The following is a 23070-nucleotide window of genomic DNA, read 5'->3' on the forward strand; positions in this document are numbered from 1 at the left end:
CGAAACGGCAGGGGTGGGAGCTGTCGCAGCGAACGAGGTGTCGGGTCGGACGGGGAGATCCCACCAGGAGGCCGGGTTCGTGCGGTACGACGCGTCTGCGCCGGTCAGGGCGCTCGGTCGAGCTGGAGGGCGCCGACGCACATCTGATCGAGGGTCGCGAGCAGCGCCTCCTCGTCGGCGTCCTCGCCCTGGATCAGCCACAGATACAGGGTGTGGTCCACCATGGCGGACATGGCGCGGGCGGCCAATTCGGGGTCGAGGCCGGTGGGTACCAGGCCGTCGGACTGCCAGCGGGCGATCGCGCGGGCCGTGCGGTCGATCAGCTGGCGGCGGTGCTCGTGCCGGAGCCGGCGGAACTCCTCGTTGAAGGTCGCGACCTGTTCGATGATCGCCATCATGGGCGCGTTGCGCCGGTAGGCCTGGTAGTAGGACCGGTTCGAGGCGATCAGGCGTGCGGCAGGGGAGAGATCGGCCGCCGCGGGCTCGCGCCGGTGCATATCCGCGAAGAGCCGGTTGCTCAGTTCCCCGAAGACGTCGTCCTTGGATTCGAAATACCGGTAGAAGGTGCCGTAGGAGACCCCGGCCTCCTGGGCGATCAGTTCCACCCGGGCGTCCAGGAATCCCACCGTCTCGAAGACGCGGCGGGCCGCGTCCAGCAGAGTGTCACGCGTCTTGCGTCCCCGCGGGGTCAGGGTGTCGACCGAGGCGGGGGAACTGTTGACAGATGACTTCGCCACGAGACAGACTATTCCCGAAGCTGACATGACTGTCAAGTCATGTTTCACTCCTGCGGCGACCGCCGGAACGGCCGCTCACGCGACATTGTCGCCCATAGGAAGGATTGCGATGAACGCCCCTAACCCGAGGTACGAACTACGCGGGATCAACCATCTGGCGCTGGTGTGCTCCGATATGCGCCGCACCATCGATTTCTATACGGGTGTACTCGGTATGCCGCTGATCAAGACCATCGAACTGCCCGGGGATCTGGGGCAGCACTTCTTCTTCGACTGCGGTAACGGCAATACGCTCGCCTTCTTCTGGCTCGCCGACGCACCCGACGCCGTGCCTGGCGTGGCGGCGCCCAAAGGTCTGCCCGATGCCGGCGAACTCGTGAGCGCGGTGGGTTCGATGAACCATGTCGCCTTCGCCGTACCGCCGGAGAAGTTCGACGAATACTACGAGCGGTTGCGGGCGGAGGGGATCCAGGTCAGTCGCGTGCTCAATCACGACGACAGCCGCGCCGGGGTCTCCCGGGAGGTGCACCCGGGCACCTTCGTACGCTCGTTCTACTTCCAGGACCCCGACGGTGTACTGCTCGAATTCGCTTGCTGGACACGCGTCTTCACCGAATCCGACGTCTCGCACGAACCGAAGACCGCCGCCGACCGCCGCGTCCCCGCGTCGCACTGAGCCGAAAGGAGCGCCACCGTGCCCAGGTTGCGTGAAGTACCCCGTGCCGAAGTCACCGACGAGCGGATCCTGTTCTATTACGACCGGCTCTTCGGGCCGGACAAGGATCCGGCCGTCGACCACGGCACCGTCCATGCCACCCCCGGTGACTGGTGGACGGTGTTCGCCCAGTCACCCGGCGTGTTCCGGCACGCGGTCCGGGGTTTCGCCGTCTACCGCAACGCGACGCTGGACCCGGCCCTGCGCGAACTCGGTCAGAGCCGGGCCGGTTTCGCCCGCGGCAGTCAATTCGTGTTCTCACAGCACTGCAAGCAGATGCGCTCGCTGGGGGTGCCCGAGGAGAAGATCACGGCCATTCCGCACTGGCAGGTCAGCGATGTCTTCTCCCCACTCGAGCGGGCGGTGCTGGCCTATACCGACGGGCTCGTCTACGACGGCGGCCGGGTCCCCGACGAGGTGTTCGAGATGCTGCGCGGGTCGCTGAGCGATCAGGAGATCCTCGAACTCACCTACATCACCACCCTCTACGACATGCACGCGACCATCTGCCGGGCCCTGCGGCTCGAGTACGACGATCGACCGGAGTTGATCGAGGAGGTGCAACTGCCGGAAGGCGCCGAGGCCAGGGATCTCTCCGCGGACCTGTCCGGGGCCTGAGCGACGATGCCGGGGGTGCGGCCGGGTTTTCGGCTCGAGCTGCGGCCAACCGCTGACCGCGCCCGCCCCGGCGGCGACGATGGCAGCATGACCCAGACCGCACCGTCTCCGGACCAGGTGGTGGCGCAACGCTACCGTGATCCCGCACCGACGGCCCCGGCCGAGTGGAATCCGGTACTGCGGGTGCTGCACGAACATCGATCGGTACGCCGCTATCTGCCCGACCCGCTGCCGGACGGCGTGCTGGAGCTGCTGATCTCGGCCGCCCAGTCCGCGCCCACCTCCTCCAATCTCCAGGTGTGGAGTGTGGTCGCGGTCCGCGACCCGCAGCGCAAAGCCCGCCTTGCCGCGCTCGCCGGGGACCAGGAACAGATCCGGCAGGCCCCGTTGCTGCTGGTGTGGACCGCCGACCTCGCCCGGCTGCGCGGTCTGGCCGCCGAGCGCGGTGCGCCACTGGACGGCGCCGACTACCTGGAATCCAGTTATGTCGCGTTCCTGGATGCGGCGCTGGCCGCACAGAACGCGCTGGTCGCGGCGGAATCGCTGGGGCTGGGCACCGTCTACATCGGCGCGATCCGCAACAATCCGGAGCAGGTGGCCGCGGAACTGGACCTGCCGTCCGGGGTGTTCGCGGTGGTCGGCCTGGTGGTGGGCCGGCCCGATCCGGCCGAGAACGCCCGGGTCAAACCGCGCCTACCGCAGGCCGCGGTGCTGCACGAGGAGACCTACACGCCCGCCCGGCTCGCCGATATCGACGACTACGAGCAGCGCATCGCACAGTTCTACGGCGAACAGGATCTGACGCATTCGTGGATCGATCGGGTACTGGCCCGGCTGGGTTCGGCGACAGCGCTCAAGGGTCGCGATCGGCTGCGCGAATCGTTGGCGGCACAGGGGTTCCCACTGTATTGACACCACACGGCGGTAGTGGCGTTCCCCGAACGGAATCCGGGGCCGGTGGGTTCGTGGCCGGGCGCTCCGGTGGTATCGGACGGGCCGTGGCCGAGCGCCTCGCCGCCGACCGGATGACGGTGGTGCTGCACTACGCCGGAAACGTGGGCCGGGCCGAGGACGTCGTCTCCCCCGTCACCGGCCGCGGCGGGACGGCGGTCACGCTGGCTGTGGACCGGGGCCGGGTGTTCCGGCGCACGATTTCGATCAGGCTGAGCCGACCCGTCGCACCCGGTGCCGCGTGGGTGATCAACTGTCCGAATGAGCTATGGCCCCTACGACCTGACCTATACCGCCGCCGAGCAGCGTTACGAGAAAGTCCCGTACCGCCGCAGCGGCAACTCCGGCCTCGACCTGCCCGCGTTCTCGTTCGGACTGTGGCAGAAGTTCGGTACCGACTACCCCTTCGCGACCCAGCGTGAGATCATTCTGCACGCCTTCGACCTGGGTATCACCCATTTCGACAATGCCGATCGCTACGGTCCGCCGCATCGGGCCGCGCAGAAGAACTTCGGCCGGGTGCTCGCCAAGGATCTCGCGCCTTACCGGGACGAGCTCATCCTGTCGACCAAGGCCGGGAATCCGATCGGGCCGAGCCCGTATCTGAAGGGCGGCTCCCGCAAATCGCTGCTCACCTCGCTCGAGCACAGCCTGCGTGATCTCGGCACCGATTACGTCGATATCTTCTACCACCACAGCCCCGACCTCGGGACTCCGCTGGAGGAAACGGTGGGTGCGCTGGTCGGCGCCGTACAGCAGGGCAAAGCGCTGTATATCGGAATCTCCAACTATCTGCCCGACCGCGCCCACGAGGCCGCCGAACTGCTCCGGGCCGCCGGTGTACCCCTGCTCATCCATCAGGCCCGGTATTCGATCTACGACCGCCGCCCCGAACAGAACGGGCTGCTGGACACCGCGCGGCGCGACGGGTTCGGCGCCATTGTCTATTCGCCGCTGGCGCAGGGGTTGCTGACCGACAAGTACCTCGAGCGTATCCCCGAGGATGCCCGTGCGGCCGACAGCACCTTCCTGTCGCCGGATGCCATCGACGAGACCTATCGTCGCCGCACCGCCGAATTGAACAAGATCGCCGCGGCCCGCGGGCAGTCGCTGGCCCAGCTCGCGCTGCAGTGGGTGCTGCGGCGGCCCGAGGTCACCTCGGCGCTGATCGGGGCGAGCAGCACGGCCCAGCTCGACCACAATCTCGCGGCGCTCGAGTTCCCGGAACTCACCGATGACGAGCTCGCCCTCATCGACGAGCACGGCATCCACGGAACCGGGTTGAATCTCTGATCCGGTGCGCCCTGCTCATCGTGGAGCAACGGCAGGAGCCGGGCGCCCCGGCGCCGGATCTCGAGCAGGTACGGGTATCGAACAGCGCGAAGTGGGGTGATGCCGAGATCCTGTAACGGCGCAGCGATTTCGCGACGTCCTCGCAGCACCCATCAATCACGTGGTGCCCGCGCCGCCGACGGTGCCGGGGCGGTGTAGAGGTTTCCGGGCCACGGACCCGATCACGATGATTCGAAGTGCCGAAGCGAGCGGTACCCCGATTCGAGAACAGCGGGAGCACAGCGGATGCGCGGACCGCGAAGGACAGGTGGGTTTCCGGGCGGTGTGTACGCCGAGCCGGCGCGGGTGTAACGGATGGATCGTGGTCGAGTTGACAAGCCGGTGGCCGTATGCCAACCTCGCACCAGGTCATGAGTGCCAGCGTGAAGCCCCGGCTTGCTGGCCGGCAACCCTCCTCCGCGGTGGGGTGCCCCGGGTGACGACCTGGCCGCTGCTCGACCGAGCACGGCAAGCGCGGACTCCGCCGAATCGAAGCCCGGAGTCCCTCCATCGAAGGGATTGCGTGATGACCGCTGTTCTCGACCTCACCTGTGCTCCCGCCCGCGTCTCCGGCGACGACCTGCGGGTGCCGCTGGTCCAGGGCGGTACCCGTACCTACACAAACTTCGACTACGCGGCCAGCGCCCCGGCCCTCGCGCAGGTCACCGCACGGGTAGCCGATCTGCTGCCGTACTACGCGAGTGTGCACCGCGGCGCGGGATATGCCTCGCGTATCTCCACCCGCTGCTACGAGGCGGCCCGCGAAACGGTCCGCCACTTCCTGCGCTGCGCCGCCGACCAGGAGGTGGTGTTCACCCGGAACACCACCGACGCGCTCAACCTGCTCGCCGCCTGCGTACCAGGCGATACCGTGGTTCTCGATATCGAACACCACGCCAACTTCCTGCCCTGGGCCGGGCGCGGCCGCCGGGTGGTGCCGGCCGCCGGTACGCTCGCCGAGACCGTCGACCGTCTCGCCGCCGAACTCGGCGCGAAACCGGTGGCTCTGCTCGCGATCACGGGCGCGTCCAATGTCACCGGTGAGGTGCTGCCGCTGACGGAGCTGGCCGCGCTCGCCCATCGCCACGGTGCGCGGATCCTGGTGGACGCGGCCCAGTTGGCGCCACATCGGCGTATCGATCTGTGCGCCACCGACATCGACTATGTGGTGTTCTCCGGGCACAAGCTGTACGCACCGTACGGTGCCGGGGTGCTGGCCGGGCGCCGCGACTGGCTCGACGCCGCACCGCCGTATCTGGCCGGCGGTGGCGCGGTCACCGAGGTCACCCCGGATACCGCGGCCTGGGCGGCGGTGCCGCATCGGCACGAGGCCGGTTCACCCAATGTGCTGGGCGCCGCGGCGCTGGCGGCCGCCTGCGAGGCGCTCACCGAACTCGCCGGTCCGGCCGCGGTGCACGAACGGGTGCTCACCGACCGGTTGCGCACCGGACTGACGGAAATCGCCGGTGTCCGATGCCTCCGGATCTTCGGCGACAGCACCGACTCTGTGGGCATCGTCGCCTTCACCGTGGACGGTTTCGAACCGGGCCGGGTCGCGGCCTATCTGTCCGCCGAACACGCGATCGGCGTGCGTGACGGCCGCTTCTGCGCCCACCCGCTGCTGGCCCGGTTCGGGCTCGATGCCGCACTGCGCGCCAGTATCGGGCTCGGCACCGGCGCCGATGATGTGGATCGGCTGCTCGACGCCGTACGGACTTTGGTCACGGCCGGGCCACAGTGGGATTATGTCTGCTCGAACGGCCGCTGGGACCCGGTCCCGGAGACCCGTTCCGGCCTGACCGCGGGACCGGATACCGCGGCCGCCCCGTGCACGGTGTGACCCGCCGGGTACCGTGACAAGAAGAGATAGGTACCCCGTGATGTCCTGCGGCTTCGCCGGATTCCCGCATCGATCCCGAACCGACCGGAGTGAGCCGAGATGACCGTCGACATCGACACAATGACCGACCCGGCAGATGTGCACGCCGCGCAGCAGGTGTTCCGTACCGCGATGGTCGGCATTCCGCCGATCTCGGCGGAAGCCGCCGACGCGCTGACCGAACCCGGACGGACCCTCGGCGCCCGGGTCGGCGGTGAACTGGTCGGGACGGCGAATTCCTACACCAGCTGGCTGGTGGCGCCGGGCGGGGCACGCCTGCCGCACGCCGCGGTGACGCACATCGGTGTCCTGTCCACACACGCGCGGCAGGGGATCGCGACCGCATTGCTGCGCCGCCAGCTCACCGAGATCGCCGTCCGCGGGGAGGTCGTCGCTTCACTGCGCGCGACCCAGGGTGGTATCTACGAACGGTTCGGATACGGCGTCGCCGGCTCGTCGGCGCGCTGCGAGATCGATGTGCACCGGGCCCGCTTCCGTGAGACCGTACCCACCGCGGGACCGGTCCGGCTGCTCGCACCCGCGGACAGCTGGGAGATACCCGCCAAGATCTACGCGACCGCGGAGGTGACGTGGACCGCGGCGATCGATCGCCCCTCGTACTGGTGGCGGTTACAGGAGCTGTTACGGGCCCGGGGCCATGTCGCCGTGCACGGCGAACCCGGTGCGGAGGACGGGTTCGTACGCTATCGTGCCGCCGAGTCCGCGGAATGGACGCGCGGTCCACGACGGACGGTGGTGGTCGACGATCTCGTCGCGACGACTCCCGCCGCCTTCACCGGTCTCGTCCGTCACCTGCTCGGCGCCGATATCGTCGACGCGGTCGTGCTGTCCGCGATCTCGCCCGACACGCCGCTGCGGCACCTGCTGATCGATGAGCGGGCGGTCCGGGTCACCGATATCCGCGACGAGACCTGGTTGCGGCTGGTCGATGTCCCGGCCGCGCTGGCCCGGCGAACCTACCGGCCCGGCCGGCCGCTGGTCGTCGCGGTCACCGATCCGATCCTGCCCGCCAACACCGGCAACTACCGGATCGAGGACGGCGGGGTCACCCGGGTGGACGAGCCTGCGGACCTCGGTACCGACGTCGCGGCGTTGGCGGCCGCCTACCTCGGTGGCACCCGTTGGCGCCACCTGGTGCTCGCGGGCCGCGTCACCGAGCACCGGCCCGGCGCCGCGGCGACCGCGGACGCGCTGTTCGAGGTGGACGAGCACCCGTTCAGCGGGACGTACTTCTGACCGCCTCCTCGCTCCGGCCGGCCGCGTAGTGCGCGGCGATCTCGTCACTGGTGGTAACCCATACGCCGGGATGCTCGACGATGTAGGCCAGTGCCTCGTCGAGGTACCGGGCCCGGAACGCCTGCCCGGTGACGAAGGGATGCAGGGCCAGGGCGAGGACGCGGCCGCTCGTTTCGGAGTCCGCCCACAGCCGGTCGAGCTGATCCCGCACGATCCGGACGAAATCGGGGCCGCCGAGCCCGGTGCCGAGGAACAAGGTGTTGTCGTTCAACTCCACCGAGTACGGCACGCTGAACAGGCCCGGGACGCGCAACGGGTAGGGCTGGTCATCGTTGGTCCAGTCCAGGACGTAGTCGACGCCGAGTTCGCGTAACAATGCCGGAGTGCGGAAACTCTCGGAGAGCGCGGGGCCCATCCAGCCGCGCGGTCGCGTCCCGGTGCCGCGTTCGATGGTGGTGAGCACATCCGCGAGGTAGGCGCGCTCGTCCGCCGCGGAGATCTCGGCCTGGAGGACGGAATTGTTCCGGCCGTGTGCCAGCCAGGCCCAGTCGCGGTCCCGGCCCGCTTCGATGAGGCGTGGGTAACGGTCGACCACGTCGGAGTTGAGCAGGGCGCTGGCCCGGATACCGTGCCGGTCCAGCGATTCCAGGATCCGCCAGAACCCCACCCGGGGGCCGTAATCGCGCCAGCCGTAGTTGAGCGGATCCGGGACCTGCCCGGCGGTCCCGGCGAATATACTGGTGGAGGGCCGGTCCACCCGATAGTGCTCGATATTGAGTCCCACGTAGAACGCCACGCGTGCACCGCCCGGCCATCGGATCGGCTCGCGGTCGACGATGGCGCTGTAGTCGAACAGTTCGTTGTCCATTCCGCTATGGTCGAAGCATCACACAGATGTGAAGGTCAAATTGTTCGGATGAGGTCGGTGGAATGCGGATCGGGGAACTGTCACGGCGCACCGGCACGTCCCGCCGGTTGCTGCGCTACTACGAGGAACAGGGTCTGATCGCCGCTCAGCGGTGCGCGAACGGCTATCGCAGCTACGACGAGCGGTTCGTCGACCGGGTCCTGCAGATCCGGGGACTGCTCGACGCCGGGCTGCCGACCCGGATCATCAAACAAATTCTCCCGTGCCTGGACAAGCCGCGGTCCATCTACTTCCCGGACGCGACGCCGGAAATGCTCGCGACCCTCGAGGGTGAACGGGACCGGATGAGCGAACGGATCCGCTGCCTGGAGCGGAACCGGGACGCCATCACCGAATACCTCTGCGCGGTACGCGAATACGGTGACCAGCGGGTGTAGCGGCCGCAACCGGTTCCGGGACCGCTTCCGGCATATCACGGGAGACTGCGTGCGGATGGGTACGCTCCGATGCTCGTGAGGACGTCACGGATACTGCTCGCCGCCGGTGTCGTGCTCGCCTGGGGAGAGTGGGTGAACTGGAGGTCGTCGCGGCGGCTCGTCGGGTCCGCGACCGGCGCGAGCGAAGCGGTCGTCGTACTCGGGTTTCGCAATGCGGCACCGACGGTCAATGCGCTGAACAGATGGCGGGTGCGCGCCGGACTACGCTCCTGCGATCCCCGGCTCGACACCCGGATGGTCTTCTGCGGCGGCGCGGTCGTGGGCACGCGGCCCGAAGCCGAATTGATGGCCGCCTATGCGCGGGAACGCGGCTGGTCCGGCCCGGTCGCGCTGGATACCGCCTCACGGAGCACCCGGGAGAACATCGAGAACGCCATCGCGCTGATCGAAGCCGCCGATCGGATCAAGATCGTTTCGAATCCGATGCACGCCGAGCAGGCCCGGCGGCACCTGGCCGTCCTGCGCCCTGACCTCGCGGACCGGCTGGTGCGCGGCGCGGAATACCGGTTCGGCGAATTGACCTTCCTCAAACCGCTGTTCGCCATCGTCGGATACACGAAGCGGGGTAGGGTATCTGTGCCATTCGCGCGGTAGCCCCTCAGCGGGGCAGGATCACTCGGCGAGGCGGCGTTCGATCGACTCGACCTCGGTGTTGAGCGTATTCGTCCGGCCGGGCCGGATATCGGCCTTGATGACAATGCCGCACCGATCGGATTCGGCCAGCACCGCATCGGTCGCGGCCTTGATGACGCCCATGACCTGATCCCATTCGCCTTCGATCTCGGTGAAACTGGCGGCGGTCCGGTACGCGAGTCCGCTGTCCCGGATGATCCGGACCGCGGTGGCGACCTGATCTCCGACGCTCTCGCCGGAGCCGATGGGGGTGATCGAGAAGGCGGCGAGCATATCGTGCTCTCCTTGTTCGTCGGGGAGGATGGCTGCGCTGACCTTCTATACCGTACGCAGGTCCGGGGGAACCACGCCGTCACCACGTGGCGGGTCGGCCCGCCGGCGCAGTCGTCACCGGCCGACCCGGCTGCCGCCGCTGGACCGTCACACCGGGTCCGCGTCGAGGTCGCGGTCGCGTCGTGCGGTCGGGCTCCGGGGTGCGGGCGGTCGCCACCGGGTGATCGCGACTCCCGCGAGGCACAGAACTCCGCCGGCCAGTGCCAGTGGGCGGGGCACCTCGCCGAGGAAGAGCCAGGACATCACGACCACGAGCGCCGGTACCGCGTAGGTGGTGGCGCCCACCTGTCCCGCGGTCATCCGGGCCAGGGCGTAGGCCCAGGTGGTGAAGGCGACAGCAGTGGGGAATACGCCGAGGTAGATCAGACCGAGGGTGGCCGGCAGCGGCGCGGCGGCCGCTTCACCGATCAACCGGCCCGTGAACGGCAGGCACGCCACCGTACCCACCACACATCCGCCGGTGGTCACCTGCAGGGCCGAGGCATGCGCCAGCGCGGGCTTCTGGACGAGCACCGCTACCGCCCAGGCGATGGCGGCCGTCACACACAGTACGACGCCGAGCACGGTGGCCGCGCCCGCGGAACTGGACAGTCCCACCACGGCCGCGCCGGCGAACGCCACCGCGATACCGGCCATGAGCCGTTTCGGGAAACCTTCGCCGAGAAAGAGTCCACCGAGCAGCGCGATCATGACCGGGCCGGTATTGATCACCAGCGCAGCGGTACCGGCGTCGACATACTGTTCGGCCCAGTTCAAGGCCACCATGTAGACCCCGAACCACAGCACTCCGGAGACGATGATCCCGCGCAGGGCCGAACGCGGGGGGAGGCCGGTACCGGTCAGTAGCAGCAGCGCGACCAGAACCACCGAACCCGAGGCCAATCGGCCCAGCGCCAGCGCGCCCGGCGAGAAATCCGCTCCGGCGGTGCGGATGACGACGAACGCCGAGGCCCACAGGACGACGGTGACGGCCGCGGCGAGCAGCGTGCGCCTCCGCCCGGGAGACAACTCGGTCATATGTCGAACGTAATGCGCCCGCCACCCCTGGATCCAGACAATTTCTGGTTTGCGAGTGCAAGTTTGAGAAAACATCGAACGGCGGCCCGCGGTCCGGGCATCAACCACGAACTGTGTTGTAGTGCTGTGCAACTCGTATACGGAGGTGGTGCCGTTTCGGATCCGGGTGACCGGGGTATCCGACCAGGTCATGCGTTCATTCGGCGGCGAACGCCTTGTGTGTGTAGTGTCTCCAGGGATCTGAAACACGTATGAACGGGCAGGGCGCATGAGCGGAATCGATGGATGTCTGGAACGGATCATGGACATCCCCGGTGCGCGCAGCGTGACCTTGGTGGACGGGGCGAGTGGGCTGGCGGTGGCCGCGGCCGGCCGGCACGAAGTGGTCGATCAGCACGAGGACGCGGCGACCACCACCGATGTGGTTGGTGCGGTACTCGGCTGTCCGGCGCTGAGCATGGGCCCCACCGGGGACGACGTCGACGAGATCATCGTCTGCGGGACCGGGGGATACCACCTGCTCAATCTGGTGGACGGTGATTTCGGCGGTCGCCTCTTCGTGCACGTCCTGTTCGACGAGGAGTCCGGCAATCTGGCGATGGCCCGGTTCCGGTTACGCGGCATCCTCGCCGAACTCGCCGAGGACGGTCATGCGCGTTGAGCTCGCGGACGAATTACAGCGATTGGAAGACGAAGGCCGGACGGGTGTCCTGCGCGTAGGTGACGGGGAGTTCCATCTCGCCGACGGCGCCATCGCCTCCGCCACCTGCTCACGCACCACCGGGCTGGACCGGTTGGTGGTCGAGGCCGGAGTGGCCAGCGCCGAGGACTGGGAGCGCGCGGATACCGGTGATCCGGGCCCGCTGCTGGGCCGGCCGCTGCTGGAAACCCTGGCGCTGCTCGCCGTTTTCGACGCCGCCTATTTTCTGCTGCCGACGCCGGTGGAGCCGGAGTTCCGGCCGGCCCCGGCGCACTGGCTGTCGGCGGTCTGCACCATCCGGCCGCGGGCGCTGGTCCGCGAATGCGCGCGCCGCGGTGACCCGGATTCGGGACCATGGCCGGCGGAACTGGTCGACCGCGCCGCGGTGGTCCCGGTCCGCCGGATCCGGCGGCGCCGAGTGCTGCTCACCGGCGGTCAGGCCGAGGTGCTGGCCGCCGCCGACAACCACCGCAGTGTCACCGGAATCGCCCGGGACCTGGGCCGCACCGCCTACGGCTGCCTGGAGGCGGTGCGGGATCTGACCGTGGCCGGGTTGATCGAACCACCCGTGGGCGCACCGGCTTCCGAAGCCGGCTCGCCCGTCCCCGGAGCGGAACCGCCGCTGCGGCGCCGGGTCCGCCACGCCACACCAGTGCCCGACGGAGACGAGTGGGAACCGGTGGATGAGGAACTGCTCACTCGGCTTCGAGCGGCTCTGGAGGACCTCGCGTGACGGCGCGCAAGAATCTGCTCGGTGAACTGATGGGAAGGCTTACCAAGGTGCCGATGACCGTTTCCGACCCCCACGCCGCGGTGACGGCGGAACTGCGCGCGCTGCGCGAACGCGTACCCCGGCTCACCGGGTCGCTCGTGGCGTCCAGCGACGGCCTGCTGGTGACGCACGATCTCCCCGCGCATATCGAACCGACCGGGATGGCCGCACTGGCGGCGGCCCAGCTGTCGCTGTCCGATCGGCTCGCCCACACGGCGCAGGGCGGTGGGTTCCAAGAGGTCGTGGTGGACGGCACCGGCGGACACGTGGTGATCTACGCGGCCGGTTGGGCGTCGTTGACCGTGCTCGCGGCCCCCGAGGTGAATATCGGTCGGCTGCACCTGGAATCGCGGCCGGTGGCGCGCCGGATCGCCGAACATCTCTCCGCCGTGGCGAAGGACGTGCGCGGTAACGGAAGAACGCAGTAGCAGATAACCATCGAGAGGAACGACCTGTGTCCGATATGGATTTGGCACTCAAGGACATGATGTCGATCGACGGCGCCCTCGGGGCGGCCGTCGTGGATTACAACAGCGGTATGGCACTGGGCACGCTCGGGAGCTCGAAAGCGCTGGACCTGAACGTGGCCGCCGCCGGCAACACCGAGGTGGTGCGCGCGAAGCTGCGCACGATCGAACAGCTGGGCCTGCAGGAGGACATCGAGGACGTCCTCATCTCACTCAGCAGCCAGTACCATCTCATCCGGCCCATGACCGGCCGCAAGTCGAGGGGCCTGTTCTTGTATCTGGCCCTCGACCGCGGCCGGGCAAACCTCGCGCTGGCCCGGCACCGGCTGCGCGGGATCGAGGAGGAACTCGACGTCTGAGCCGGGCCGGGCGCCGGCTCAGGTCGCGGCGGCGAGCTGCGGTCCGGCAGCGGGTTCGTGGATATCGCCGGCCGGCGGCTCCCGGTAGAGGTCGGCGATCCGCGCCCCGTACTTCTCCGCGACGACCTTGCGCTTGAGTTTCATGGTGAGCGTGACCTCGTCGCCGCCCGCCTCCCAGAAGACCGGCAGTACGAGGAAGCGTTTCACCTGTTCCACCCGGGACAGGTGCGCGTTGCCGGCGGCCACGCCCGCCCGGATCGCGTCGATCACGGACGGGTCGGCGGCCAGGGCGGCGGCCGAATCATCGGCCAGGCCGTGCTGTTTCGCGTACGGGCCGGCGGTTTCGGCGTCGAGCACGATGAGCGCGGTGTTGTACGGGCGGGCGTCTCCGATCACCGACATGGCACCGATCAGCGGAGTGGCCGCCTTGATGGTGTTCTCGATATGCGTCGGCGACATGTTCTTGCCGGAGGCATTGATGATGATCTCTTTCTTGCGGTCGACGACCCTGAGGTATCCGTCCTCGTCGACCGTCACGATATCGCCGGTGTGCAGCCAGCCCTCGGCGTCGATCGCCTCGCCGGTCTTGTCCGGCTGCCCCCGGTAACCCTTCATCACGAGCGGGCCCCGGACGAGGAACTCCCCGTCCGGCGCGGTGCGGTACTCCATTCCGGGCAGCAACCGCCCGACCGTGCCGAGCCGGACCTCGGCCGGCGGGCTGACGCTGCAGATGCACGACAGCTCCGACATCCCCCAGATCTCGGTGATCGGGACGCCGAGCCCGGCGAAGAAGCCCAGAGTCGCGGGAGGAATGGGCGCGGCGCCCGAGAGCGCCCAGCGCATCCGGTCGAATCCTAGTGCCGCGCGCAGACCGCGCAGCAGCAGTTCGTCGGCGTGCCGCCATTCGGCGGCGAGGTCGTCGGGCAGCGGGGTACCGGCCAGTTCATGCTCGCCCCGGGCGACGGCCACCGACAACGCCCACTGCAACGCTGCCCGCCGCTCGGCATCGGGTTCCGCGGCGACCTTGTATTCGATGCCGGCACGCAGTTTCTCCCAGACCCGCGGTACCGCGCCCCACAGGGTCGGCCGCAGATCCGCCAGTGCCGGCGCGATGAGCTTGGGGTCGGCGACACAGGTGACCTGGATGCCGAGGACCTCCTGCACGTACAGGGCGGTGAGCCGGTCGGCGATATGGGCGCTGGGCATGAACGAGGTGATGGTGTCGCCGAATTCGATACCCAGCACCTCGGCGATGCCGTAGACCTGGAACAGCAGGTTGGCGTGGGTGGTCTCCACGCCTTTGGGGCTGCCGGTGGTACCGGAGGTGTAGATGAGCGTGGCCACATCGTCGCCGCGCACCGCACGCCAGGCGGCGTCGAAGTCGAAATCGGCACGGGCCGCGGCGACCACGTCGGAGACCGAGAGTGTTCCCTCGGGGGCCGCAGCCAGACAGATGATGTGGTCGAGCTCCACCCCGCTGGAGCGCAATCGCGCGACGTACTGTGGTTCGCAGATCACCACCCGGGCCCCGGCATTACCCAGCACATGGTTCAGCTGGTCGGCGGGCAGGGTGTTGTAGACCGAGAAGGAGGTCGCGCCAAGATGCTGCGCGGCCACCTCGAGCGGATAGAACTCGATCCGGTTGCCCATCATCAGGGCGACGGTGTCGCCCCGGCGTACACCGAGTCCGTCGAGGCCCGCGGCGAATTCACGGACCCGGGTGGCGTACTCGGACCAGGTCAGGGTCTGGGCGTCACCCGGGGTACGCACCGCGACCGCGGTGGGTTCCACGGTGGCGATGTGCTGGAACGCGGCGGGGAGGGTGGGGAAGCGAGCTGTGCTCACAGCTGGGGCCTTTCCGGATCAGACCGCGGCGGCGGTGGTGTCGAGGACCGAGGAGACGAAACGGGCCGCCTCCCGGTAGGCGAGGCGAGATTCGGGCACGAGGGCGGGCAGCACCTGGAAGGCGTGCATCTGGTCGCGCCACACCCGCAGTTCGCAGCGCGCACCGGCGCCGGTCCAGCGCTCGGCGAGGGTGACGCCGTCGCCGCCGAAGAATTCGGTATCGCTGGTGTGGATCAGGGCCGGGGGCAGCGACATTCCGCGCACGGGTCGCAGATCGTAGGGAGCCGGGGTGAAATGCGCGACCGCACGCCGTGAGAGCCCCGGCGACAGCAGCCCTTCGGCCGCCGACCCCGGGAATCCGGCGGCGAGCGCGAGACTCAGATCCGTCATCGGCGAGAAGAGAACCAGGCCCGCGGCCGGGGCGGAGCCGTTGCGCGCCCGGGAGAGGGCGAAATCGGCGGCGAGGAAGCCGCCGGCCGAATCGCCCGCGACCACGACGCGGCCGGGGCGGTGTCCGCGTGACATCAGCCACCGGAAGGCTGCGGCGATATCCTCGGGCGCCGCCGGATACGGATGTTCGGGCGCGAGCCGGTAATCGAGCGTGAACACCGGCAACCGGGTAGCGGTGGACAGCCGCGCGGCCACCCCGCGGTACCCGGCGGCGGATCCGGCGACGAATCCGCCGCCGTGGATGTAGAGGATCACGGCATCGGTCCGGGTCGCCCGCGGGCCCCGGACCCATTCACCGGTGATCGTGCCGTACCGCATTCGATCGACCGTGGTGCCGCGCAGCGTCGGCGCGGCCGCGCGCAGTGCCTGGTCGATCAGGGCCCGGGCAGCGGGCAGGGTGTAGGTGTTCACCGGCGTGAACTGCACCAGACGGCGCGCGGTGAGCGCGGACAGTTGCCGGACGTACCGGGCCCGCAGCGATCCGCGCGCCGGTTCGCTCATCGGCGCCGCTCGATCGCGCGGACCAGTTCGTGCACTGTCGAATCGGTGGCGAGCCGCCGGTCCAGCACGGTGTTGATCGCCCCGCGCAGCAGTGCGTAGGGCTGCCACCCACTGGGGGCGATGGTCCGCGCGGCGCGGCGCGCGATCCCGTCGGCGATGGTCCGGGCGGCTTCTTCGGCGGTGATGCGCACGTTCAGCGGCCACGGCAGCAGATCGTTGATCCGGCGGCCCAGATCGTCGGCGTCGAGCATGTCATGGGTCATCGCGGTCTCCACGACCCCGAAGTAGGCGATCCCGGCGGTGGCGCCGGAGGCACCGAGCTCCACCCGCAGTGCCCGGCCCAGCTGTTCTACCGCGGCCTTGCTGACCATATAGGGCGAGCCGCCCATACCCGGTGCGAAAGCGGCGCAGGAGGAGACGACGACCACGTGGCCCCGGGAGCGCACGATATGGTCGAGCGCCGGATGCACGGTGTTGAACACCCCGGTGAGGTTGATACTCATGACCCGGTCGAAATCGGCCGGATCCATGCTCCGGATGGTCGCGGGTACCGGGGTGACCCCGGCATTGGCGACCACCACATCCAGGCCACCGAACTGCTCGGCGACCTCGGCGATCACCTCTTCCATCCGGCCGCGGTCGGCGACATCCCCGGCCAGGCCGACCGCGCGCGAACCCAGGTCGTGCGCCGTGCGCTGGGCGGCCGCCTCGTCGATATCGACCACGACCACCACCGCGCCGCGCCGGTGCAGGAGGGTGACGAGTTCGAGCCCGATACCCTGGCCCGCACCGGTGACCAATACCGTTTTGCCCTTCACGTCGAAGGTCGCGGACGGCGAGAGCCAGCCCAGCGGGTCGGGGAGCGTGGGTTTCATCGCGTCACCTCATAGGATTCGGCATCGAACTGCTTGGTGCGTCGCCGGTATTCGAAGCTCCAGTTCGGATAGAGACCGGCATTGCCGCCGTCGGGGGTGGTGTAGTAGCTCTGGCAGCCGCCGGTCAGCCAGACCGTGTCCGCGCTGCGCCGGGCCATCTCTTTGACGAACGAGTCCTGGGTCTCCTGCCGCACCTCCACCCGGCGGGCGCCGCGGGCGCGCAGGGTCTGCAGCGCGTCGACGATATAGGCGATTTGCGATTCGAGCATGAAGATGGCGGACTGGTTGCCGGCGGCGCCGAAGGGGCCGAGCGTGCAGAAGAAGTTCGGGAAACCGGCCATCGCCGCACCCAGATAGGTCTGCGGCCGTTTGTGGTACAGGTCGGCGATCGAGACATCGTCGCGGCCGACGATCCGCTCGAAGGCGGTGGGGATGGGAGTGAACCCGGTGCCGTAGATGATGGTGTCGACCGGGATCTCCACACCGGCGCGGGTCAGGAGGGAACGCGGGCGCACCTCGGCGATCCCGTCGGTGACCACCTCGACGTTCGTCCGGTCCAGCGCCGGCAGGTAGGCGTCGGAGAAGATCGCGCGTTTACAGCCGATGATGTAATCGGGGGTGGCCTTGCGGCGGAGTTGCGGATCGCGGATCTGGCGCAGCAACTGGAGCCGGCCGAGCATCTCGTACGGGTGGCGGAAGCGATTGTCGACGAACCCGACCAGGCCGAACCCTTCGATCAGTGTGTACCAGGTACCACGGATCGCTTTCTGCGCCAGCGGGAGACGGCGCAGCAGGGTGCGCTCGACACCCAGGGTCGGGCGGTCCAACCGCGGCACGATCCACGGCGCGGACCGCTGGAACACCGTCAGCGCCGCCACCCGGGGGGCGATCTCCGGAACGAACTGCACCGCGGAGGCGCCGGTGCCGATCACCGCGACCCGCTCACCGGTGAGGTCGTGCTCGTGGTCCCAGTGCAATGAATGGAACGCGGTGCCCTCGAAGCGTTCGATACCGGGGAGTTCAGGGTATTTGGCTTCGGCGAAGACGCCGGCGGCCGAGATGAAGAAATTGGCCGTGAGCGGACCGCGTGAGGTCTGGATCCGCCACAGCTGGGCCGCCTCGTCCCAGCGGGCCTCGGTCAGTTCGGTGCCCAGCCGGATATGGCGCACCACATCGCGGTCGGTGGCGACCCGGCGCAGGTATTCCAGGATCTCACGCTGTTTGCCGTAGGTACGGGACCAATCCGGGTTGGGCGCGAACGAGTAGCTGTAGAGCTGGGACGGGACATCGCAGGCGCAGCCGGGATAGGTGTTGGCCTGCCAGGTGCCGCCGAGATCGTCGGCGCGTTCGAGCAGCACCAGATCGTCGAAACCGGCCTCGCGCAATTTGATCGCCAGCCCGATTCCGCCGAATCCGGCGCCGAGCACGACGATGCCGTGGTGTTCCGGTGTGCTGGTGCTCATCGCACCGCCACCGTCTCGGTGCGGACCCGCCGGCCGGTGCCGGCGGCGATGGTCTTGGTGACGAAACGGTTCACCGGACTCGCCGCGGCCAGCAGCGGACGCAGTACCGCGCTGCCCTCGAGGGCGAAGGTCCAGATGATCCGCGTCCCCGTGGCCAACGGGAGCAGGGCGATGTCCTCGGCGAACCGGTTCAGCCCGGGCACCGAGGCGGCGTCCACGGTGAAGGTCATCCGGGAGCCCTCGTCCCACCGGTAGAAACGTTCCTCCAGCCGGATCAGGCCGCCGAGTGTGACCTCACGGGTGGTGCCGACACCGAACGGCCGCGGTGCGGTCCATCGCGCCGCCGTGACGACCGCCGACCACGACACCAGCGCGTCGTCGGCGACCAGTGTGTCCCATACCTGTGGCACCGGGGCCGGGAGATCGACGATATGGGTGTAGCGATGGGTGGCGGTGTCGAGGAAGGCATCGTCGGATGGGGACAGGGCGAATCGTGCGCTCATGGGGCTGAGGGCCTTTCGGGATCAGATATCGAGTACCAGCGGTCCGCCGGCCGACCGGGAGACACAGGTGAGCATGTGGCCGGCGCGCTCGCTGTCGCTGAGCAGACGGTCGCGGTGGTCGACCGAGCCGGCCGCGACGCCGACCTTGCAGGTACCGCAGAACCCCTGGCGGCAGGAGTAGACGACATCGGACCGGACCCGGCGGATGGCGTCGAGCGTCGTCTCGGTGGCGCCGACCCGGACGTGGTGCCCGGACCTGGCGAGGGTGAGGCCGAATTCGTGTCCGTCGCGCACCGGCGGCGCCGAGAACCGTTCGGTGTGCAGCGATCCGGCCGGATTCAGCGTGAACAGGGAACGCTGGGCGGCCTCGAGGACCGGCGGCGGTCCGCAGACGTACACCGCGGCGCCGGGCCGGGCGGTCGCCAGGAGCGCCGGGATATCGGGTGCGCCGGCCTCGTCGTCGGGGCGGATATCGCTACCGGCCGGCAGTTCGCCGAGGAACGGCATGGTTTCCCGCGAGCGGCCGAGATAGATCAGGTGGCCGCGGTCCCCGGCCGCCTGCGCCATCGGCAGGATGGGTGTGATGCCGATACCGGCGGCGAGGAAGAGATAGGACGGCGCGGAATCGACGAAGGTGAACGCGTTGCGCGGTCCGCGGATCCGCAGTGCGGCACCGGGACGCAGGTCGTGGATCTCGAGCGAGCCCCCGCCGCCGTCCGATATCCGGCGGACCGCGATTCGGTAGCGGTGGCGGTCGGCCGGGTCACCGCACAGCGAGTACTGGCGTTGCCGTCCCGACGGCAGGAAGACGTCGATATGCGAGCCGGGCCGCCACGACGGCAACTGTTCACCGTCTGTCCGGAGCAGGGTCAGCGAGACCACGTCGCGGGCTTCCTCCCGGACCGCGTCCACCACGACATCGAGGTCGAAACCGCTGCGGCGTACCGGGTTCGGTGGCGAGAGCGCGGGATTGGTGAACACCTTCTTGTACACATCCACCGCCAGGCCGAGCATCCGCAGACTCGAGGACGACGCGGGGTGTGCGGTGGTCATGAGCGCGCGGCGGGGGAGTGCGCCAGATAGCGCAGGGCGTTGTCCATCGATCCGAGCTGGGAGGGATGGAAGCTCGGCCGTAGATAGCGCGGCATCTCGGTGAAGAACGTGGTGAAGCTGGGAATCACCCCGCGCAGCGTGGCGCTGACGAATTGCTGACCCCAGAACCGCCCCTTGGCCGGGCTCGGATCCTTGCGGTACAGGTAGGCGGTGGAGACCACGAACAGCGGCAGCAGTAGCCCGCTGGCGAGCAGGCCCGTACGTACGCGGCGGGCGTATCCGCCGTCGACGTGCATATAGGCGTCGAAGACCACGCTGCGGTGCTCGACCTCCTCCGCGCCGTGCCACCGCACCAGATCGAGCATCGTCGGATGCATGCCGAGTTCCTCGAGGACTTCCGATTCGAGCAGCCACTCGCCGATCACCGCGGTGAAGTGTTCCATGCCCGCGAACAGCCCCAGGCGTTCCTTGAGCCATTCCTCTTCGGCACGGCCGCTGAGTCCGTGCTCGCCCAGGACCCGGTCGACCAGCCAGCCGATCTTCTCGACATAGGAGTCGACATCGAGCCCGAGGGACTGGAGGTGTTTGCGGGCGCCCTCGTGGCTGCTGGCGTGCATCGATTCCTGGCCGATGAACCCCGTCACCTCCTCGCGCAGGCGTTCGTCGTCGATCGCGGGTAGCGCTTCGGCCAGGCACGCGGCCATGGCCCGCTCGCCCTCCGGCAGGACCAGGTGCATCACATTGGTCACATGGGTCGCCAGCACTTCTCCGGGGATGTAGTGCATGGGAACCGTCGAGAAGTCGAAGCTCACATCGCGGGCGTGGATCGCGTGGGCTTCTTCCCGGTAGGTGCTCGTGGTGGCACTGTCGTCAGCCATACGACGACCGTACAATGCAACATATTGCCTTGCAATGTTGTCGCAACAAATTCTTTCTGATTGTTGCAGAAATGCTGATTGCTGTTAGCGTGGTCCTGTGTCCGCCCCTACCTCTACCTCGCAAGACCGGTCCGCCGTCGACGGTATCGAAACCCGTATCCTCGATGCCGCGCGTGTGCAATTCGAGACGTACGGGGTGAAGAAGACGACCATCGGTGATGTCGCCCGGCAGGCGGCGGTCGACCGCGGCACCATCTATCGGCGGATCGGTTCCCGTGACGATCTCGTCCGCGCGGTGAGCGCGCGCGAGGTGGGCGCCCTGCTCGCCGAACTCGAGGACATTCCCGCGCGACACAAAGATCTGGAAGCCATCGTCGCCGATATCTTCGTCACGGTGATCACGCGCTGGCGGACCCACGGCATGATCAAGCGGGTGCTGGCACTCGAGCCCGGACGGCTGTTGCCCCAGGTGACCACCGAGGGTGGACCCTTCTTCACGATGTCCGTGAGTGTCGCCGCCACCCTCCTCGCCGAGGCGATGCGCGAGCGAGGACTCCCGGAGATTCCCGATCTCACGACCCGGGTCGAGGTCGCGAGTCGGGTGGTGCACTCACTGATCCTGCAACCGGTCGGTGCGCTGGACCTCGAATCCGAGGAGCGGCTCGCCGAATTCGCCCGGGCCTATATCGCGCCGTTGATCGTCGGCTGAGGAACTTCACGGCCGTGGTGTCCGCAACCGGCGGGTAGTGGACGTCGCTGGACACGACCGCACCGCCCGGGCCGCCGGAAGAACCGGCCGCGACGAACCGCACCGATACCCGTGAAGTAAGTCATCGGATCGGTGCCGCGTCCCGGAACAGGGTGGCGGCGATGGCACCGGCGGTGACACGCGCGAGACATCTCGGCCGGGGCCGGGCGGCGTGGAACCTGGTCACCGGCGCCGACGGTGCCGCGGCGTACAACTTCGGCCGGGACGGTCATTGGGATACCGAGAAGCGCTACGACTGGGCCGACGAGTTCGTGGAGGTGGTGCGCGCGCTGTGGGACAGCTGGGAGGACGATGCGTTCACCCGGGACAAGACCGCAGGGCGCTATATCGAAGCGACCAAACTGCACGCCATCGATCATGTGGGAGAACACTTCTCGGCCAGGGGACCGCTGAATGTGGCGCGGCCCCCGCAAGGGCAGGTGACACTGCTGCACGCGGGAACATCGGATCGATCGCGGGAACTGGGCGCCCGAGAAGCCGAAGTGATCTTCGCCGGCCAGCCCGATCTGGAGTCGGCCGAGGAGTACTACGCCGATGTGAAGGCGCGCGGCCCGGTACGAAGGGGAAGCTCGGCACCATCGATCCGAAGGCGGTGGAACTCGCCTTGCGGCAAGAGGACGATATCTGGGATAACAACCCGGCCATCGATCCGGTCGCGATCCGCGACACCCAGGACATCGAAATCGAAATAGGTCTGCAGGACGTGCGCTACGACGCCGACAAGTACATCGATACGCAGTTCATTCCGCAGGAGTACGTGAAGGATTTCACCTACCCGCAGCCGGCGCGCTGACCCCGCGACAGCACGACACGATCAGCGAGGTATGTCCGTGGCAACCTTCGAAGTATACGGTGTGGGCAAAGAATTCCCCACCGACCCGCCCGTCCGGGCGCTCGACGGCATCGACCTGACTATCGGCGAAGGCGAATTCGTCGTCCTCTTGGGCCCCAGCGGCTGCGGCAAGAGCACACTGCTCGACATCCTGTCCGGGCTCCAGGACACGACCGAGGGCGAGGTGCTGTTCGAGGGCGAGCCGGTCGCCGGTACGAACAGCCGGATCGGCGTGGTGTTCCAGGATGCCTCGCTGTATCCGTGGCGCACCGTGGCCCGCAATATCGAACTCGGTCTGGAGTTCCGCGGAGTGCCGCGCGCCCAGCGGCGCGCGGCCGCCGCGGAGTACCTGGCCCAGGTCGGGTTGGCCGGTTTCGAACGGAAGTATCCACACCAGCTGTCCGGTGGGATGCGGCAGCGGGCCGGGATCGCCCGAACACTGGCGACCGAACCCGCGGTACTGCTCATGGACGAACCGTTCGGCGCCGTCGACCACCTCACCCGGATCCAGCTGCAACGGGATCTGCTCGCGCTGTGGGAGAGCCGCCGCCGGACAGTTGTCTTCGTCACCCACGATGTGGGGGAGGCGGTGTACTTGGCCGACCGCGTGATCCTGTTGTCGCCGCGGCCGGGCCGGGTGTACCGCGAGTTCTCCATCGATGTGCCACGGCCGCGCCGCAAGGGCGATATCGAACTACTTGCCTTGGAGAGCGAGATCTATCAGGCACTCGGCCGAATAGAGGAACAGGCGGACGCCGAGGTGTAG

Annotated in this window: 26 protein-coding genes, 1 pseudogene and 1 riboswitch; of the genes and pseudogenes, 16 read left to right on the top strand and 11 right to left on the bottom strand. The window is 68.4% G+C overall.

Annotation, left to right across the window (positions count from 1 at the left end; all coding sequences use genetic code 11):
• Positions 1-104 precede the first annotated feature (104 nt).
• A complete protein-coding gene (locus NGR01S_RS01805) occupies positions 105-737 on the bottom strand; it encodes a TetR/AcrR family transcriptional regulator (protein ID WP_063034387.1) in 633 nt (210 codons plus the stop codon).
• Between the two features lie 109 nt (positions 738-846).
• On the opposite strand from NGR01S_RS01805, the gene NGR01S_RS01810 reads away from it, so the two are divergent.
• The 6 genes from NGR01S_RS01810 (at position 847) to NGR01S_RS01835 (ending at position 7489) form a co-directional block, all read left to right on the top strand.
• On the top strand, positions 847-1413 hold the full coding sequence (locus NGR01S_RS01810; RefSeq protein ID WP_063034388.1) for a VOC family protein: 567 nt from the start codon (positions 847-849) through the stop codon (positions 1411-1413).
• An 18-nt stretch (positions 1414-1431) separates the two neighbouring features.
• Positions 1432-2070, top strand: coding sequence for a carboxymuconolactone decarboxylase family protein (locus NGR01S_RS01815; RefSeq protein ID WP_063034389.1), 639 nt, complete (start codon positions 1432-1434; stop codon positions 2068-2070).
• A gap of 87 nt (positions 2071-2157) precedes the next feature.
• Positions 2158-2982 carry an NADPH-dependent oxidoreductase gene (locus NGR01S_RS01820; RefSeq protein ID WP_063034390.1) on the top strand — a complete coding sequence of 275 codons (825 nt, stop codon included), beginning with the start codon at positions 2158-2160 and terminating at the stop codon, positions 2980-2982.
• 300 nt (positions 2983-3282) lie between these two features.
• Complete coding sequence (locus NGR01S_RS01825; RefSeq protein ID WP_063034391.1) at positions 3283-4314, top strand: aldo/keto reductase; 1032 nt, start codon at positions 3283-3285, stop codon at positions 4312-4314.
• Between the two features lie 406 nt (positions 4315-4720).
• Positions 4721-4834: riboswitch (SAM riboswitch) on the top strand.
• A 45-nt stretch (positions 4835-4879) separates the two neighbouring features.
• Entirely contained in the window at positions 4880-6193 is a 1314-nt protein-coding gene (locus NGR01S_RS01830) for an aminotransferase class V-fold PLP-dependent enzyme (RefSeq protein ID WP_063034392.1), read from the top strand.
• Between the two features lie 99 nt (positions 6194-6292).
• Entirely contained in the window at positions 6293-7489 is a 1197-nt protein-coding gene (locus tag NGR01S_RS01835; RefSeq protein WP_063034393.1) for a GNAT family N-acetyltransferase, read from the top strand.
• On the opposite strand, the gene NGR01S_RS01840 is transcribed toward NGR01S_RS01835, so the two are convergent.
• The gene (locus NGR01S_RS01840) at positions 7470-8357 is read right to left on the bottom strand and encodes a polysaccharide deacetylase family protein (RefSeq protein WP_063034394.1); all 888 of its coding nucleotides are present in this window, start codon (positions 8355-8357) and stop codon (positions 7470-7472) included. The two genes, NGR01S_RS01835 and NGR01S_RS01840, sit on opposite strands and share 20 nt — an antisense overlap.
• A 62-nt stretch (positions 8358-8419) precedes the next feature.
• Here NGR01S_RS01840 and NGR01S_RS01845 point away from each other — a divergent pair, with 62 nt between their 5' ends.
• Together NGR01S_RS01845 and NGR01S_RS01850 are read left to right on the top strand one after the other, a co-directional pair.
• Positions 8420-8794, top strand: a complete 375-nt coding sequence (locus NGR01S_RS01845) for a MerR family transcriptional regulator (protein ID WP_063034395.1) — start codon at positions 8420-8422, stop codon at positions 8792-8794.
• 69 nt (positions 8795-8863) lie between these two features.
• A complete protein-coding gene (locus NGR01S_RS01850) occupies positions 8864-9448 on the top strand; it encodes a YdcF family protein (RefSeq protein WP_063034396.1) in 585 nt (194 codons plus the stop codon).
• An 18-nt stretch (positions 9449-9466) separates the two neighbouring features.
• Here the strand turns inward: NGR01S_RS01850 and NGR01S_RS01855 are convergent, their stop codons facing one another.
• Together NGR01S_RS01855 and NGR01S_RS01860 are read right to left on the bottom strand one after the other, a co-directional pair.
• Complete coding sequence (locus tag NGR01S_RS01855; protein WP_063034397.1) at positions 9467-9760, bottom strand: MTH1187 family thiamine-binding protein; 294 nt, start codon at positions 9758-9760, stop codon at positions 9467-9469.
• 147 nt (positions 9761-9907) lie between these two features.
• On the bottom strand, positions 9908-10837 hold the full coding sequence (locus NGR01S_RS01860) for a DMT family transporter (RefSeq protein WP_063034398.1): 930 nt from the start codon (positions 10835-10837) through the stop codon (positions 9908-9910).
• A gap of 268 nt (positions 10838-11105) precedes the next feature.
• On the opposite strand from NGR01S_RS01860, the gene NGR01S_RS01865 reads away from it, so the two are divergent.
• From NGR01S_RS01865 to NGR01S_RS01880, 4 genes are read left to right on the top strand one after another with little or no spacing between them, the layout of a single operon-like run.
• Positions 11106-11498 carry a hypothetical protein gene (locus NGR01S_RS01865; protein WP_063034399.1) on the top strand — a complete coding sequence of 131 codons (393 nt, stop codon included), beginning with the start codon at positions 11106-11108 and terminating at the stop codon, positions 11496-11498.
• A complete protein-coding gene (locus NGR01S_RS01870; protein ID WP_063034400.1) occupies positions 11488-12270 on the top strand; it encodes a hypothetical protein in 783 nt (260 codons plus the stop codon). Before NGR01S_RS01865 ends, NGR01S_RS01870 begins: the two co-directional genes overlap by 11 nt.
• Positions 12267-12737, top strand: a complete 471-nt coding sequence (locus NGR01S_RS01875) for a roadblock/LC7 domain-containing protein (protein ID WP_245664384.1) — start codon at positions 12267-12269, stop codon at positions 12735-12737. The genes NGR01S_RS01870 and NGR01S_RS01875 overlap by 4 nt, the downstream gene beginning before the upstream one ends.
• Positions 12738-12763: 26 nt before the next feature.
• Positions 12764-13135, top strand: a complete 372-nt coding sequence (locus NGR01S_RS01880) for a hypothetical protein (RefSeq protein ID WP_063034401.1) — start codon at positions 12764-12766, stop codon at positions 13133-13135.
• An 18-nt stretch (positions 13136-13153) separates the two neighbouring features.
• On the opposite strand, the gene fadD11 is transcribed toward NGR01S_RS01880, so the two are convergent.
• From fadD11 to NGR01S_RS01915, 7 genes are read right to left on the bottom strand one after another with little or no spacing between them, the layout of a single operon-like run.
• Positions 13154-14980, bottom strand: a complete 1827-nt coding sequence (gene fadD11 / locus NGR01S_RS01885) for a fatty acid--CoA ligase FadD11 (RefSeq protein WP_063034402.1) — start codon at positions 14978-14980, stop codon at positions 13154-13156.
• Positions 14981-14998: 18 nt separating this feature from the next.
• The gene (locus NGR01S_RS01890) at positions 14999-15931 is read right to left on the bottom strand and encodes an alpha/beta hydrolase (RefSeq protein ID WP_063034403.1); all 933 of its coding nucleotides are present in this window, start codon (positions 15929-15931) and stop codon (positions 14999-15001) included.
• Positions 15928-16806 carry a short-chain dehydrogenase/reductase gene (locus NGR01S_RS01895; RefSeq protein ID WP_084480284.1) on the bottom strand — a complete coding sequence of 293 codons (879 nt, stop codon included), beginning with the start codon at positions 16804-16806 and terminating at the stop codon, positions 15928-15930. The genes NGR01S_RS01890 and NGR01S_RS01895 overlap by 4 nt, the downstream gene beginning before the upstream one ends.
• Positions 16803-18269, bottom strand: a complete 1467-nt coding sequence (locus NGR01S_RS01900; protein ID WP_063034404.1) for a flavin-containing monooxygenase — start codon at positions 18267-18269, stop codon at positions 16803-16805. Before NGR01S_RS01900 ends, NGR01S_RS01895 begins: the two co-directional genes overlap by 4 nt.
• The gene (locus NGR01S_RS01905) at positions 18266-18772 is read right to left on the bottom strand and encodes an SRPBCC family protein (RefSeq protein ID WP_063034405.1); all 507 of its coding nucleotides are present in this window, start codon (positions 18770-18772) and stop codon (positions 18266-18268) included. The genes NGR01S_RS01900 and NGR01S_RS01905 overlap by 4 nt, the downstream gene beginning before the upstream one ends.
• Positions 18773-18793: 21 nt before the next feature.
• On the bottom strand, positions 18794-19825 hold the full coding sequence (locus NGR01S_RS01910) for a PDR/VanB family oxidoreductase (RefSeq protein WP_063034406.1): 1032 nt from the start codon (positions 19823-19825) through the stop codon (positions 18794-18796).
• Complete coding sequence (locus tag NGR01S_RS01915) at positions 19822-20703, bottom strand: metal-dependent hydrolase (protein ID WP_063034407.1); 882 nt, start codon at positions 20701-20703, stop codon at positions 19822-19824. Before NGR01S_RS01915 ends, NGR01S_RS01910 begins: the two co-directional genes overlap by 4 nt.
• Positions 20704-20800: 97 nt before the next feature.
• Between NGR01S_RS01915 and NGR01S_RS01920 the strand changes: the two genes are divergently transcribed.
• From NGR01S_RS01920 to NGR01S_RS01930, 4 genes and pseudogenes are all read left to right on the top strand, one after another.
• Positions 20801-21412 (top strand): TetR/AcrR family transcriptional regulator, encoded by a 612-nt coding sequence (locus NGR01S_RS01920; protein WP_063034408.1) that lies wholly within the window; start codon positions 20801-20803, stop codon positions 21410-21412.
• A 161-nt stretch (positions 21413-21573) separates the two neighbouring features.
• Positions 21574-22008 (top strand): annotated as a pseudogene (locus tag NGR01S_RS29855) (LLM class flavin-dependent oxidoreductase); the annotation flags it as partial.
• A 56-nt stretch (positions 22009-22064) separates the two neighbouring features.
• Complete coding sequence (locus tag NGR01S_RS31410; protein ID WP_063034409.1) at positions 22065-22265, top strand: hypothetical protein; 201 nt, start codon at positions 22065-22067, stop codon at positions 22263-22265.
• A gap of 31 nt (positions 22266-22296) precedes the next feature.
• The gene (locus NGR01S_RS01930; RefSeq protein ID WP_157107076.1) at positions 22297-23070 is read left to right on the top strand and encodes an ABC transporter ATP-binding protein; all 774 of its coding nucleotides are present in this window, start codon (positions 22297-22299) and stop codon (positions 23068-23070) included.

Source organism: Nocardia grenadensis NBRC 108939 (assembly GCF_001613445.1).
Classification (GTDB): Bacteria; Actinomycetota; Actinomycetes; order Mycobacteriales; family Mycobacteriaceae; genus Nocardia; species Nocardia grenadensis.